The organism is Bacteroidia bacterium, from assembly GCA_037045145.1.
Classification (GTDB): Bacteria; Bacteroidota; Bacteroidia; order AKYH767-A; family OLB10; genus OLB10.
In genome coordinates, this window is record JBAOIA010000012.1 from 770,637 (window position 1) to 786,425 (window position 15,789).

At 35.2% G+C, this 15,789-nt stretch carries 10 protein-coding genes; all 10 read right to left on the bottom strand.

Annotated elements, in window-relative coordinates; all coding sequences use genetic code 11:
* Positions 1 to 2 precede the first annotated feature (2 nt).
* Positions 3 to 2,249, bottom strand: coding sequence for a T9SS type A sorting domain-containing protein (locus V9G42_12750; GenBank protein ID MEI2760290.1), 2,247 nt, complete (start codon positions 2,247 to 2,249; stop codon positions 3 to 5).
* Positions 2,246 to 3,865: a T9SS type A sorting domain-containing protein gene (locus tag V9G42_12755; protein MEI2760291.1), complete on the bottom strand. Its 1,620-nt coding sequence runs from the start codon at positions 3,863 to 3,865 to the stop codon at positions 2,246 to 2,248. Before V9G42_12755 ends, V9G42_12750 begins: the two co-directional genes overlap by 4 nt.
* Before the next feature lie 58 nt (positions 3,866 to 3,923).
* Positions 3,924 to 4,475, bottom strand: a complete 552-nt coding sequence (locus V9G42_12760) for a hypothetical protein (protein MEI2760292.1) — start codon at positions 4,473 to 4,475, stop codon at positions 3,924 to 3,926.
* Positions 4,472 to 6,040 carry a T9SS type A sorting domain-containing protein gene (locus V9G42_12765; GenBank protein ID MEI2760293.1) on the bottom strand — a complete coding sequence of 523 codons (1,569 nt, stop codon included), beginning with the start codon at positions 6,038 to 6,040 and terminating at the stop codon, positions 4,472 to 4,474. Before V9G42_12765 ends, V9G42_12760 begins: the two co-directional genes overlap by 4 nt.
* 58 nt (positions 6,041 to 6,098) lie before the next feature.
* A complete protein-coding gene (locus V9G42_12770; GenBank protein ID MEI2760294.1) occupies positions 6,099 to 6,698 on the bottom strand; it encodes a hypothetical protein in 600 nt (199 codons plus the stop codon).
* Positions 6,695 to 8,278: a T9SS type A sorting domain-containing protein gene (locus V9G42_12775; GenBank protein ID MEI2760295.1), complete on the bottom strand. Its 1,584-nt coding sequence runs from the start codon at positions 8,276 to 8,278 to the stop codon at positions 6,695 to 6,697. The genes V9G42_12770 and V9G42_12775 overlap by 4 nt, the downstream gene beginning before the upstream one ends.
* Positions 8,279 to 8,366: 88 nt before the next feature.
* Positions 8,367 to 10,586 carry a T9SS type A sorting domain-containing protein gene (locus tag V9G42_12780; protein ID MEI2760296.1) on the bottom strand — a complete coding sequence of 740 codons (2,220 nt, stop codon included), beginning with the start codon at positions 10,584 to 10,586 and terminating at the stop codon, positions 8,367 to 8,369.
* Positions 10,583 to 12,220 (bottom strand): T9SS type A sorting domain-containing protein, encoded by a 1,638-nt coding sequence (locus tag V9G42_12785; protein MEI2760297.1) that lies wholly within the window; start codon positions 12,218 to 12,220, stop codon positions 10,583 to 10,585. The genes V9G42_12780 and V9G42_12785 overlap by 4 nt, the downstream gene beginning before the upstream one ends.
* A 12-nt stretch (positions 12,221 to 12,232) precedes the next feature.
* Positions 12,233 to 14,215 carry a hypothetical protein gene (locus V9G42_12790; GenBank protein MEI2760298.1) on the bottom strand — a complete coding sequence of 661 codons (1,983 nt, stop codon included), beginning with the start codon at positions 14,213 to 14,215 and terminating at the stop codon, positions 12,233 to 12,235.
* Positions 14,212 to 15,705 (bottom strand): hypothetical protein, encoded by a 1,494-nt coding sequence (locus V9G42_12795; protein ID MEI2760299.1) that lies wholly within the window; start codon positions 15,703 to 15,705, stop codon positions 14,212 to 14,214. Before V9G42_12795 ends, V9G42_12790 begins: the two co-directional genes overlap by 4 nt.
* Positions 15,706 to 15,789 lie beyond the last annotated feature (84 nt).

A 15,789-nucleotide genomic window follows, 5' to 3' on the forward strand; every position in this document is an offset into this window, starting at 1 on the left:
TTTCAATGCTGCACCATAAATTTCAGTGTTTCTGTTTTTCCGTGGTGTATTACCTTTGCCATATACATGCCATCAGGCTCATGACTGAAATCCGGTGTATGTAATGTGCTGTTAAAGTTTGTCTGATCATAAACAATTCGCCCATAAACATCCAGTATTATTACACTTGCTGCCTTTAGCGGCATAAAACGGTTATGGAGCTTAACAACATTTGAAGTAGGGTTGGGATAAATACCAAGACCGGGTAGGGTCTCATTTTTCTTTTGTTGATGCTGTTGGATGTGAGCAGCCATACGTGCAGCATTTGGCAAATTGCATGGCCCTGCCGAACCTCCTGGCGATGTGGGCGTAATGTGAACATTGCTGCCACTCATGGCATGAAAACCCTCTTTGAGATAAATTACCTCATCTGCCTGCAAGGTAATGTTACTGCCGCTTTGTGCTACGTAATCTTGTTTTGGAATATCCTGATCGGGGTCAACATTGCTGCCTGCATATATTTCGCGAATGGCTTTATAGTGTAGCGGTAGGGTTTGCGTAATATCACCATTTTGCAAATATTGCACATCGTTGTAGTTGCGTAGCACAGCACCGCCTAAGGTTTGAATTTTAAAACGCGTGTTGGTTCTGTCGAAGCTGTGGTCTTCTTTGCCATAGTGTGCCGGATAATCGTCAAACAGCAGGGTGGCACCTTGTTTCACATCAAAGGTGCAGTCAAACAGGCGCACACAATTCTGCACCGTTAGCTTGCTGTTGTTTTCAAGGTAATAGCGCGAGGCATAAAGATGCTGCGTTGCCGGCAGTGCAGAAAGTGGAAAATTTGTTGCATCGGTTGTGTTTTCTGTGGTTAGGTCTGTCTTAACAGGCACGTTTCTTAAATCGGTATTGGCATCGCAGCCATTTTCAAGTATTCTTGAGGCAAGGGCTTCTGCCTCGCTGGGATACACGCCACGTATTGTTTTAAAAGTATAGTCTTGCGGAAACACAAAGTTGCTTGCCGTTATGGTAGCCTCGCTGGGGTTGTATATTTCTTTTTCTGTTGGGTTGATGATGTTTAAATCGGTGTTTTGGTCTATGAAATAACTGTGACGGATACCAGGTTTGAGGGTTAAATTATTTGAGGTACCTGATGAAGGAGGCTCGTAGCCGGCAAAAAAATCTCCATAGCTATCTCTAAGCGGATTGGTATTTAGTGCATAGGGGTTAGGAAAAAGCAAATAGCTATTACTATAAATATCATTGTACATTGCTTGATTTGCAAGTGTTGAAGTTGGATAATTGTTTTGGTAATACAAATACATATTTTCCGGATTATAATAGTTATAAGTAGGATTAGGGAATATTATACTTGTAGAACATGCTGCATCATCAACACCTATTTCAGAAAATGGAAAATAATCCAATGTTCCGTTTGGTAGAATAATATCACTATATGGGTTGGTATATTGATCGTCACCATACAATACCTCAGGAACGAAGATTACATCATAGTCAGTCTGATTAGCTGGTAAATTACAATCCTTAAATGGATAAATTCTCATTTTTCCTCTAGTATTGTCATAGTAGTAAACTAACGAACTTATAATTGGTGATGTCTTATCCGGACCACAGTGTAAATTTATTGTTAACTTCAAAATTGAATGCGGTAGAATATATCTATCTTGCCTAAATCCTACGGAAGAAGTAAACCCTGCTGAAACCAAAGTGTTACCAATGATTCCATTAGGAATTCCCATATTTCCGCTAGAATAAACGCCAGAAAAATCACGTAGTGGTGTTCGAACGTACAATTTATCATTTGTTGCAGCATTAACATAATCAAAATAACCATTTATGTTATAAACAAAATGCTGACTATCTTCTATTGGCATGGACAGACTCCTAGCCTGTGTTGAGCATGGGTCAATAACGTTTGTACAATTACCTGTTTGATAAGCACAATCAATTTGAAAAGGGTAAGAAACAGTTTCGTAAGTATAGCTGGCAGAAAACAGCAACGGTTGACCGGTTGCCAATGCCGGATCAATAAACAACTTGTACCACGGTAATTTATATAAACTGATCTCATACTCACCATTATAATATGGGGAATTAATTGGACCGAGTCTAAAGTTTTTCTGATAACCAGATAAACTATTATTATAATTGAACTCAGATAAATAGGAGTAGCTTTTATACGGATTTAAAACTTCCTGTGCATTCAACATTGAAGAGAGAAATACTCCTGTAAAAAATAATAAAGCTTTCATTGTTTGATGAATTTAAAGTTGTAGGCTTGAGAACCACAATAGATCTTAAGCAAATAAAAGCCAAAAGGCAGTGATGTTATATCTATACTTTCATCCTCTAGCTTTCTATAGATTCGCTCTTTTCCTTGCAAATCATAAATTTTAAAATATAATTTTCCAGGCTCTTTTCGCCCTAAAACAGTAAGTTTATCCTGTGCTATGGTTGGAAAAATTTTCATAGAATTCTGAATAATTTGCTCTTGTTGCTCAGTATAAGAATGGCAATATATAGTATCCGTTAAATAGTTAATATTCGAAACTTGTATTGTTATAGTGCTGTCGTGTAGTACACAAGAGTGGGTTTTGACAAAACTTGTTCTATCAATATTTGGAAAACTAACTAGTTGTTTTTGAAGTTGCTTTGGCACAATTAGTTGACATCCAAAATTCAAGGTGCTATCGGCTCTGGCCAATAATAGGTGATATGTTTGATTAATATAACCCCAGTTAATAAATCCACCATTTTTTGCTTTTTTTAATACAAGACATATTCCGTATAAAGTAGTTGGCTGAATATTCAGTACTGAACTAATAACTCTAGAATTAAAAATACTAAGATTACTGTCTATCTCTAAAAAAAAATTACTATTAATTTGTAAAATAAAATTACCATTATTATGAGCGATAATTTTTTTTAGCTCCTTATTTTGTGGTTGCGAATTTCCATAACGGAATGTTTGTAGCTCATTCCCCGATGAGTCAAGTCGTTGCAAGATAACATCGTCATATAAAATAGAAAAATATGGCGTTGCAATTCCACAGAGTATATTGCCGTTGGGCTCAACAACTATATCTGCTGCATAAATAGATGTGGCACCAAAAATAGATGGTACAATATTTCCTATCCTCTTGGCCCAGATTAAATTGCCTTGGGAATCGAGCCGCATTACTAAAACACTAGTCGGTGGATCAAGAAAAATAGTATCGGTTTCCAATATTTGAGCCTGAACGATAAAACCATTGTCAATATACTTGACTATTCTGGTAATATACGCATCATCATTATAAACATAAACTTTGTTCCATAATAAGTTAAAGTTAAGATCAAGCGCAGCAATAAACATTCTTCTGTTGTCGTAAAAGTTATGTTTCTCGCCCTGACAACCAGCAATCATTATTGTGCTGTCGTTGGCAAGGAACGCCCTACCACTTACTAAAGTGTCACCAATCAAAGCTATGGCTCTAGCAACATTACCTGAACTATCAGTTTTAACCAAACAATTTTTAAAAGGATCATAGCTGCCCGAATCTGCGAAAGCTCCACTTATAATAAGTGAATCGTTATGTATTCGAAATAAATCACTGCTAGAAAAAGTGCCTCCCTGTACTTTTAGCTCCTTCTGCCATTTGGTGTTTAAGGCAGAGTCGGTACGTACTAAATTGGTAAAATGATAGTTTGCAATGGCAATTGAAGATTGTGTGCTGATATGTATCAAGTCGCTATCTGGCATTTCAACTATATCATCAGGTGATTGTGCAAACTGCCCATGTTGAAAATACACCTTCTGCACCACCTGCTGCCCATTGGCGCAGTAGCTCAGCAAACAGACAATTAAAACTAAAAAATAACGGCTCATGGTTTTTGAGATTTGATTTTTTGTTCTCTTGTTCTCTTGTTCTAATTTGTTGATGCGTTTATCCCCACTCGTCCACATCTGATAGGTAGCGTTGTGCGCGATAGATGAGGAGGTGATTAACACCTGTTATAGAACCACATATATCCTCGTCCCTTACGCACGTACTTGACTTCAGACGAGGACGAATGGGGTTTTGATCTTCAACAGGCAAATTCATATTCCTTACTTGAGTGCTGCAAGGTGTTTGTTCTGTGCAGTCTCCTGTACCTACATAGGCACATTCTTTATGAAATGGAAACGACACTACCTCATAAAAGTAACTCATTGAATAAACGTATGGCACTGCAGTGCTACTACTTGCACCTAGTGCAACAACAGGGTCAATAAAAAGTTGATACCACGGAAGCCTGCCAAAATAAATTTCAAATTCTCCTCTGTAATAACCACTTCCTGGCGGAATTGAATAGATAAAATTATTGAGATAATTAGAATTTAAGTTTTCAAAATCATAATCATTTGGATCATTCAATGAATTATTATAAGCATTGAGTACATTTTGTCCAGCAGAATTTGTTGTTGCTAAACATAACATGATAAATATCTTTCTCATTGTTTAATGAATTTGCAGGTTATAAAATCATTATCTTTAATTAGTTTAATAAAGTAAATTCCTTTCGAAAGTTCTTTAACAGAAATAGACCTTCTAATTGGCAATTTCATTAGCACAGAACCCATAGTATTAATGACTTCAATAGTTGCTCCATCTCCATTGGTATATCCAATATTCAAAACATCGTCCACTATGGTTGGGTATATTTTTATATCTCTAAACTCTAGCTCCTGAAATTGAGTTGCACTATTACAAATAACAGAATCTGAAATATCACTAACATTATTTGGTGATAAATAAATAGTCGTATCAGCAGTCATAAAATTACTTAGAATAATGTCACCTGTAATATCTGTGTTAGAAAACAAAACACTTTGTACTGATATTGATAAATACGGATTGTTCCCACATCCAATTGCCGAAGAACTATCTGACTTAACAACTAATCCGTACTCGTACGGGGAAAGTGTTGCTCCTGAATTAATTATTTGATTATTTTCATCTATCAGCTGGTTCCAAAAAACACCTATAGGAGATGTAGACAATCTTCTTCTATTTAAAAAATTAAGATTAGCATCGGTTATTACATGTTCTCTTTTGTTCATCAATTGAATAATATTTCCATCAGGTCTGATGGAAATATTATCAACTAATGCATCCTGCCCGGACACGTTGGCAAATCGTTTACATGCAATTTCATTGCCTTGAGGATCTAGTTTTTGAAGTACATTGTCAAAGTCTAAAATACTCCAATACGTTGACTGAAAGCTGCTGATTATATTTCCCTGATGGTCAACTTTAACATCTCCACTATATAAATAAGGAATAGTGCTTGGCGATGGGCCAAAAGTGCCGGTTCGCTTTGCCCAAATTACATTGCCCGTTGAATCAATGCGTACTATAAATGTATTCAAACCGGGCACTGTAGGTGTAGAGAACGTAATATAAGCCTGTGCCTGTACCACTAATCCATTACCCGGATACTCAGCTATTTTAATTTTATCATTTCCATCTAAATACTCTATTTGATTTTTCCACTTAATATTTAACTCTGTGTCCATAGCTATTAAAAATATCTTTCTGTGAGTTATTGAATCATCAAATCGTTGTGTGCCATATACCACAACATCACCATTACATAATTGTGTTTTACTGTATTCAAAATTGGGTATATCCAAACAACGAAACGAAACAATATTTAATGCAGAGTCTGTTTTTGCCAACCAGCAATAGTTTTTGTTGTTATAGCTATAATTCCCATTTATGATAAGCGAATCGTTTGAAAGTGCAATCACTTGATTGATCGTTATTTCTCCTGCTGTGGTTGTAAACTCCTTAATCCATAATGTGTTTAAGAAAGTATCTGTTTTAATAATACTATAATAGTGGGTGAAATTGATACCTTGATTAGCTATGAAGTAGAAACTCTCTGCACTCTTTGCAAAATCATAAATACAATTATAACCATTTGCCACATTAAACTTATACACCTTCTGCACTATCTGCTGCCCATTGACGCAGTAGCTCAGCAAACAGACAATTAAAACTAAAAAATAACGGCTCATGGTTTTTGAGATTTGATTTTTTGTTCTCTTGTTCTCTTGTTCTAATTTGTTGATGCGTTTATCCCCACTCGTCCACATCTGATAGGTAGCGTTGTGCGCGATAGATGAGGAGGTGATTAACACCTGTTATAGAACCACATATATCCTCGTCCCTTACGCACGTACTTGACTTCAGACGAGGACGAATGGGGTTTTGATCTTCAACAGGCAAATTCATATTCCTTACTTGAGTGCTGCAAGGTGTTTGTTCTGTGCAGTCTCCTGTACCTACATAGGCACATTCTTTATGAAATGGAAAAGATACCACTTCATAATTATAGGTAACTGTATAAATATAACTAGGATGTGGGTTTATATTTAAAACAGGCGTAACAAATATATAATACCATGGGTGTAGTATTAAGCACATTTCATATTCTCCATCAAAATTCTGTGAATTAAAAAATATACCGTTGTTGTAGTCTCTGAAAAACTGGCTATTAAAAATAAAATCACGAGAAAATGAACTTATTTGGTTGTTAATATAGAAATCTGACAGATTTACTGGTGGTTGTTTATAAAAATTTACGACATCTTGCGCACATAAGTTGAACGACATTAATGCTGTACAAATTGTCAGCTTTAAAAAATACTTAATTCTTTCTAAATAATATTTCATAGGTGGATTAGTTTAAATGATTTTAAATAACTTTTACTCTTTATTCTCAAAATTAAGACCCCTTTCGGAAGGTGAGATAAATCAACCATTTCAGGTAATGATGCAAAATATTCCAATTTTTGTCCAACTGTATTATATATCTCTGCCATGAAGTGATTGTTCAAAGAAGACTCGATAAATACTTTATTATAGGTCATTGTTGGAAAAACTTTTATTTCATCAAAAATAATTTCTGAAACCACAGTTGATGATAAACAAAGTAAACTGTCCTGTAAAATCCAATTGCCGGAAGCACTTATGGCAACTGTACTATCCAAAACAGTTAAAGAAGTGCTGTTTAATGGGTAATATGCACCAGTATTGGGCATAGAAACAGTTTGATAAGGACAGGGAATAAAAGGATATTGATAACACCCGATATTAGACATACTATCTGTAAGCATGACACTTATTTTTTTGCTAGGCATATACTGTCCTAATACAACCGTCTGTCCATTTGTACATATTTGTTGATCTAAAATTGTTATTTGATTATTTGATGGAACTATTCGTTTAAAATCTATGTAATTAAGGTTTTGATCTAAAATAAAATTGGTGAAATTGTTTAACCTTAAAATTAAATTTTGATTTTTGGAAATCTGCTGACAACTATGTATATTATTTGTAGCATTAGATATCCTTAATGAATTTATTTCATTTCCTAAGCTATCTGTTTTTTGAACAACAATATCATTCTTTGGACTATTATTATAATAAGTAGTATGATAAACATTTACTATTTCATGATTTTCCAAAACAAGTATTTCTCCTGCATGGATACTGCCGTTCCCGGAATATAAGTTAGGTATATTACCTATTCTTTTTGTCCATAATTCATTACCTGTGGAGTCAATGTGGATCAAAAGCGTACCACAACAAGGTTCTGTAGAGGACGAATCAATATAGTGATTAACATCAGCTTGCAGAATTAAACCGTTATTACTAAAAAAATCAGCAGAAATAATATCATCCTGAAAACCATAAGCATATTCTTTCCCCCATAAATAGTTTAAATCCTTGTCATAAGTTAATATCTGCATGCGCTCGTCATAGAAACCCGTTATTACTTTTTTACCATACAATACCATCTTCTGCTGTACATCACTCCAGATGATGTCATGAATATAAAAGTTGTTTAGGTCTTGTAATATCTTTGCAGATATAACAGTTCCATTCCCATCAATCTTTAGTAAAAATGTATTGATGAGCTGAGTTGAAATAGAATCGTTTATCCCACCCCAAACAATTAATGTGTCTGGTGCAATTTCTTTGATATAAGGGAAAAAGACAAGGTAGCCCGGAACAACATACTCCTTATTCCAAAGTATATTTAATGCAGAATCTGTTCGGGTTAAAGTTGTAGCGTAATAGCTGTTTGCTGATATAGGATAGTTAATAAATAAAAAATCGCCATTTGCAGCTTCAATAATTCTGTTTGGATTGTCCAAATATTGACTCCAAAACATTTTCTGCACCACCTGCTGCCCATTGGCGCAGTAGTGCATCAAACAGACTATTAAAACTAAAAAATAACGGCTCATGGTTTTTGAGATTTGAGTTTTTTTTTATAATTTACATCCGTGTTCTTGTAAAATGTGTAGTAACTTTTAATTCAGTCAGCATAATATTTCAATGCTGCACCATAAATTTCAATGTTTCTGTTTTTCCTTGCTGCATCACTTTGGCCAGATACATGCCATTAGGCTCATGACTGAAATCCGGTGTATGTAATATGCTGTTAAAGTTTACTTGTTCATACACTGTGCGGCCATAAACATCTACTATTACCAATCTTTCTGCTTTTAGTGGCATAAAACGGTTATGCAGCTTAACAACATTTGCAGTAGGGTTTGGATAAATATTAAGAGCGGGCAAGGTCTCATATTTCTTTTGTTGATGCTGTTGTGTGGCCGCAGCCATACGTGCCGCTATTGGTAAATTGCATGGCCCTGCCGAACCACCGGGCGATGTGGGCATGATGTGAACATTGCTGCCACTCATGGCATGAAACCCTTCTTTAAGATAAATTACCTCTCCTGCTTGCATGGTTATGTTACTGCCACTTTGTGCTACGTAATCCTGTTTAGGAATATCCTGATCGGGGTCAACATTGCTGCCTGCATATATTTCGCGAATGGCTTTATAGTGCAGCGGAAGGGTTTGTGTAATATCACCATTTTGCAAATACTGCACATCGTTGTAGTTGCGCAGCACAGCACCGCCTAAGGTCTGAATTTTAAAACGTGTGTTGGTTCTGTCGAAGCTATGATCTTCTTTGCCATAGTGTGCCGGATAATCGTCAAACTGTAGGGTGGCACCTTGTTTCACATCAAAGGTGCAGTCAAACAGGCGCACACAATTCTGCACCGTTAGCTTGCTGTTGTTTTCAAGGTAATAGCGCGAGGCATACAGATGCTGCGTTGCCGGTAGTGCAGACAGCGGAAAGTTAATGGCATCGGTTGGATTTTCTGTTGTAAGGTCTGTCTTAACAGGCACCTCTCTTAAATCGGTATTGGCATCGCAGCCGTTCTCTGCTATGCGTGAAGCCAATGCTTCTGCCTCATTTGGATAAACACCTCTGATAGTTTTAAAAGTATAATCCTGCGGAAACACAAAGTTGCTTGCTGTGATGGTAGCCTCGCTGGGGTTATATATTTCTTTTTCTGTTGGGTTGATGATGTTTAAATCGGTGTTTTGGTCTATAAAGTAACTGTGGCGGATGCCGGGTTTTGTAACAATTTGATTTTGTTGGTTTTTTTCGTACCCTGCTAAATAATTACCTTCTGCAGATCTTAATGGCGCTGAAATATAACTATAGCATGGATAATAAAAACTTGGGTTAACTGCATTAGGTGTCCATACATTAAAAAGAGACCCTATTTCTACAGGCACTGCAAATGATGGATTTGATACACACGCTGATGTTGGATTAATTTCCGAATGTTTAAAATAATTAATTCCTCCATCACTGATTACAATATGGTTATCGTAAACTGATTCATCATCTCCTAAATATAACGTTTGGCTAGGGAGGTCTATCTCGTTTTGATTTTTTATTAACATAGGATAAAAAATGACATCATAATTTTCCGGACCTGCCTGCACAGCATTGGTTGCAAAAAACGGATAATACCGCATTCTTCCTCTTGAATTGTCGTAATAAAAACTAAATTGGCCAATAATATTATTTTCATTAGGTGGGTAGTCGCAATGTGCATATACAGTGTGCTTAATGACTGAGTGTGGTATTGCTCTTCTATAGGGTGTATTTAATTGGCTTCCGTGGTAACAACTAGTTACCAATGTATTTGCCACTGGAGATCCTCCTCCACTCTGTCCACCAGAGTATCCACAACTAGCGAACTTTACCATTCCACTAGAATTCATTAAAATTGTAGGGTTACTGTTGTAATACCATCCAGAGTCAGCAACATTGTAGGTAAAATGACCTGACAATTCGTTGGGCATTGTTAATTCTCTGACTGGCGTTTGACTACATGCATTATTAGTATAGGCACATTCGTTAACAAATGGAAAAGAAACCAATGCAAGCCGAAAACTAAAATTCAAAACACCGCTGCTTGAACACTGGTTAACAGGGAGTGTATTATTTATGAAATTATACCAATAGTTTTCTTCCATACTAATTTCGTACTCTCCATTATAATATGTCTGATTGTGAAACAAAATATAGGGTGCCTGATCAGTTTGTACATATAATGGATTGCCTATGCTGACCATTGATGGATGATTATTTGCTGTATATGGAATATAAGGATTAATCAAATCTTGTGCACTTACGGGATTAACAATTAAATTAATTACCAATAAATAAAATACATTTCTCATAGCTTTACTATTTTAACATACAATTGACTATTTTCATTAAACACTTTGACAATATACATTCCTTTGGCAAATTGGCTCAAATCAATACTTTGATTATCGCATCGAATATTTTCTGACATGATGATATTTCCATTTAGATTCAATACTTCAAATTTCCATTTACTAGTGACATCACTTACCTTAATGAAAAAATTCTCCAGAACTAAAGTCGGTTGCACTTGGATTCCTATTTCCAAATTGGAGTCCAATTTACCTGTTGAAGTTTTACATATTATAGAATTGCTAGTGAAATAACTACTACTGTAAAATTGTATAGTTGAATCTAAACTCGCCAACAAAGTGTCAGTAATCAAATCATTGGTAATTTCATCTGAACCTACTATTTCAGGGCTTGTAAAAAATGGCACAGCTAAGTTAAGACAATTTGAATGCCCCAAACTATCGGTTTTAAAAAGGCAAAGATGCGCACTATTAGATTTCCACAAAGGCAAAAAACCTATAAAGCCAGTGTCATTGTTTGACTTAATAATTGCTTCTAATGGATATGAAAGAGCATAGCCATTGGCTTGTGCCATACTGTTAACCCATTGTATTTGGAACAAACTATCACATTTGATTAAAAACTGACCTGCATCAAAGACAATATTACGTTCATCAAATGTCAAAGTGTTGAATGTTTGTGATCCATAAGTTTCATCACCAAACCTAGTTGAATAAAGTTCGTTACCCATGCTATCCAATTGTTGCAAAATAACATCATCTTTACCATTGGTAAATTGGGTTGGATACCACTGTGTTGAAAAAACGTTGAGTATTTCTCCATTATCAAAGACAACAACTTTACCTGCTTGGCACACGCCTTTACCATAAGAAGGTATTGTAGGAAATAATGGGTTGCCAATTCGTTTGAACCACACTATGTTACCTAGCTTATCTAAAGTTGCTACAATTATATCTCTTCTGAATGGGTTAAAAGGTACATTCTGATAATTAATTGTATCCGTAAACATACCTTGTAAAACAAAATTACTATTAATAGTTTCAGTTATGACATTAAATCCAGCTTCACATTTTCCACTATACATTTTACCCCAAATTAATTGCAGATTACTATCTGATTGAAAAACTATGAATCGCCTATCATTAATCGCTAAAGGCGGAATATTTCCATAATTTATACCTCCACAAAAAGTTAAATTACCATTACTACTTTCGATTACATCAAAAACTCCAATAGAGTCAGATGGCATGATCTTCTTTATTGCAATGACATTACCAATAGAATCAGTTTTAATTATAAAGTTATAACTAGTAAAATTAAGCGGATTAAATGCTGCTCCTATACTTAAGAACTGTTTGTTTTTTAACCGAATTGTCTTGGTTAAAGTCAGATTTGAAGAAGAATCTTCAATATTTTTCGCCCAAAGAAAATTTCCTTCATCATCAACAGATAGAATCAAACCAAATTCCTTACTTGAATTCCATGATGCTCCAAATGCAATATAACCTATATCAAGATTAAAAGCATCATATACTCTTATACTATCGTATACTTTTGAAAAAATTTCTTGCCCTTTCAAATTTATGGAAGTTAATCCCAATAAAATACAGCAGACATATTGTTTCAGATTCATGGTTGGAATACTTTAAGTTAAATCTGGACCTGCAGAACCTCCGGCCGATGTGGGTGTGATATACACATTGCTGCCACTCATGGCATGAAAACCCTCTTTTAAATAAATTACTTCTCCGGCCTGCAAGGTTATGTTACTGCCGCTTTGTGCTATGTAATTTTGCTTTGGAATATCCTGATCGGGGTCAACATTGCTGCCTGCATATATTTCGCGAATGGCTTTATAGTGCAGCGGAAGGGTTTGTGTAATATCACCATTTTGCAAATACTGCACATCGTTGTAGTTGCGCAGCACAGCACCGCTTAAGGTCTGAATTTTAAAACGTGTGTTGGCTCTGTCGAAGCTATGATCTTCTTTGCCATAGTGTGCCGGATAATCGTCAAACTGCAGGGTGGCACCTTGTTTCACATCAAAGGTGCAGTCAAACAGGCGCACACAATTCTGCACCGTTAGCTTGCTGTTGTTTTCAAGGTAATAGCGCGAGGCATACAGATGCTGCGTTGCCGGTAGTGCCGACAGCGGAAAGTTAATGGCATCGGTTGTGTTTTCTGTGGTAAGGTCTGTCTTAACAGGCACCTCTCTTAAATCGGTATTGGCATCGCAGCCGTTCTCTGCTATGCGTGAAGCCAGCGCTTCTGCCTCATTGGGATAAACACCTCTGATGGTTTTAAAAGTATAATCTTGCGGAAACACAAAGTTACTTGCTGTGATGGTAGCCTCGCTGGGGTTATATATTTCTTTTTCTGTTGGGTTGATGATGTTTAAATCGGTGTTTTGGTCTATAAAGTAACTATGGCGGATGCCGGGTAGTGGAGCTATTTGACTACTTTGATTCAATTCATATCCTGCAAGATATTGTGAGCGTGAACTCCTTAATGGTGAAGAGTACAAAGTATATGGCGATGGGTAAATAAAATCAACGAATGGTCCCGTTGCAAAGGAATTACCAGGTAAAGGCAAATTGCATGGCGGATTATTGCATAGAGGATTCGGAGGTAGCTCAGCTGTAGGGAAATAATTTAATGCGCCTCCGGGTAAAATCAAATCATTATTATAATAATCATCATACTCATGTGGCTTATCATAATTACCCGCATTATCCTGGTGAAGGTTAGTAATAATTTCAGGAACAAAAATTACATCATGTGTATCATCAGCACCACTTATTGCATTTATTGGTACAAACGGATAATAACGCATTCTACCTCTGGTATTGTCATAATAAAAAGAATAGGATAATACAATATTTGAAGGTGAAGCATTTACTCCGTTATGTAAATTTAATGTATGTTTAATTACGGTGTGAGGTATTGCTTTCCTATCTTCATTGCCATTACTGTTTCCAATACCGTTTGTAGCTTCAAAAGCTGCTGATACAAGTGTGTTGGCAATATATGGGCTACCTGCTCCTGCTAATACCCCGGAAGAATAACCACTTGCATCAATTTTTTGAATATTAGTTTTATTATACAACTTGTTTGACCATGTTAAACCATTGACACTATAAACCCAATAATCTTCTGTTAAAGTATTTACATGTTGCGTGCTGCTTGGGTCGGGCATATATAAAAATCTATCTTGTGTACTCTCAAAATTACATCCTGGAGGATCAGAACTATTCTGATTAGTGCTGTTTGTAAAAGCACAATTCATTGTAAAGGGGAAAGACACCATTTCATATTGGTACGAAACAGAAACGTTTGTAGGGAAAGGCACATTTTCAAATCCTAATAAATCCCACCAGAAATGTTTTCTGACACAGAGCTCATATTCTCCTAAGTAATATAAATTATTAGGCGATTTGTATGATGAAATATCACCAAAAACCATTGGATGCTCGAAGTTGTAATTTAGTGGCACATTACCTCCATAAAATATAGAAGGATATTGATTTGTTGAATAAGATAAATAAGGATTAATAATATCTTGTGATAATACAATTTGTTGTAATAAACAACACATCGCGATAATTGACAGTTGAAAACATCGTTTCATATTTTTACAAATTTTAATGCTTGGAAATAATTTTTATTTTTAAAAATTAAAGTATATAAACCTGAAGGGAGTTCTAAAAGTGAAATATTGTTAATAGGCTGAGGTAAAATTTCCATCTTTAGTATTAAATTGCCACTCACTGAATAAATAAATAGCTGAGATTTTGAATAATCATTTGAAAGGTAAAGTACTCTCAAAAAATCTGTTACAATATGATTATGTAAAGCAATGATGGTGTTTTGCTTTGAAAACTCATCTTCAAAATTAGTTGAAGTCAAGCATTGTAGCGAATCATTTATAAGAGTATAATTTTGTGATTGATGGAAAACACCTACTACATTTATCGAAACATTGTTTGAAGTAATTAGATTCATTTTATCAAAAGATCCTATGATACATTGTTGGTTAAAAAGAGGTGCATTAGGAACATTCTTACAGCTTATTTCACCTGAAGTATCGGTCTTGACTAGTAAAGAGTTTGAATGTGGAAGATTAGTATAATTTAAAACTCCTATATAATTTGAATCAGATATTGTTAATGAGTTGAAAATTGATATTTGTTGTTGGTTTGGGTGATTCCTTTTAGCCCAAATAAAATTCAGATTCTCATCAGTTTTTACTAAGTGTCCATTTGTAGAAAATAGAATCTCATTAAAATTAGTACATGCAATAGTTCTTGTGTCATGTGTTCCACCTGCATCATTTCCATATTGATGGGCTACTATTTCATTACCATTCAAATCAAGTTTTTGAATGATAACATCATATTGATAGAAATTTGAAAACCAACTAACATTGAATGCATTATAAATAGAACCATTTTTCTCAGTAATATCACCATAATTTGTTACTACTGCCGGTCCGTTACCCATGCCACTACCCACTTGATAATTACCTGATTGTTTAAACCATATAAAATTACCGGCAGTGTCTGTTTTGGCTAAAACTAAATCATTACGTGTAGGTGTTGGCGTTGTGTCATAGGCAGTACCTTGAAACAAGTAACTTCCATCACTTAACATTAAGCCTCTAATAAATTGACTTTGATATTTATAATTAATTTGCTTAGCCCAAATGACATTCAAGTTAGAATCTGTCTTCATAATAAAAAAGTCAACTGGCCCCGAAAAAATGGCTGCACTTAGAGCAAACCCATAGGCAATAATATTTCCATTTTCTGCCTCGAACACACCACGTAAAGAGTAAATAGAATTAGAAATATAATGGGTAGTGTTTAAAATATCGCCATTATTATTGAACTTTATTAATTTAATAGGATTACTTGTATTTGTTAAAAAAACTGCAAGATAATTCTGATCAGATGTAGCTATAATGTCAATTAAATTATGTAAGCCTATAGTATCTTCAAAAGACTTTGTCCAAATAAGCTGTCCAATACTATCAACTTTAATTATTAGTGCATTACTTTTTAAAGAACTATAAGTGTGATTTCCACAGATCAGAAAACCTCCGTCATAGGTTTTTATCATCTTATTTGGGCCAATATTGGAGTATGTACGCTGTACTATCTGCTGCCCATTGGCGCAGTTGTAAATCAAACAGACTATTAAAAC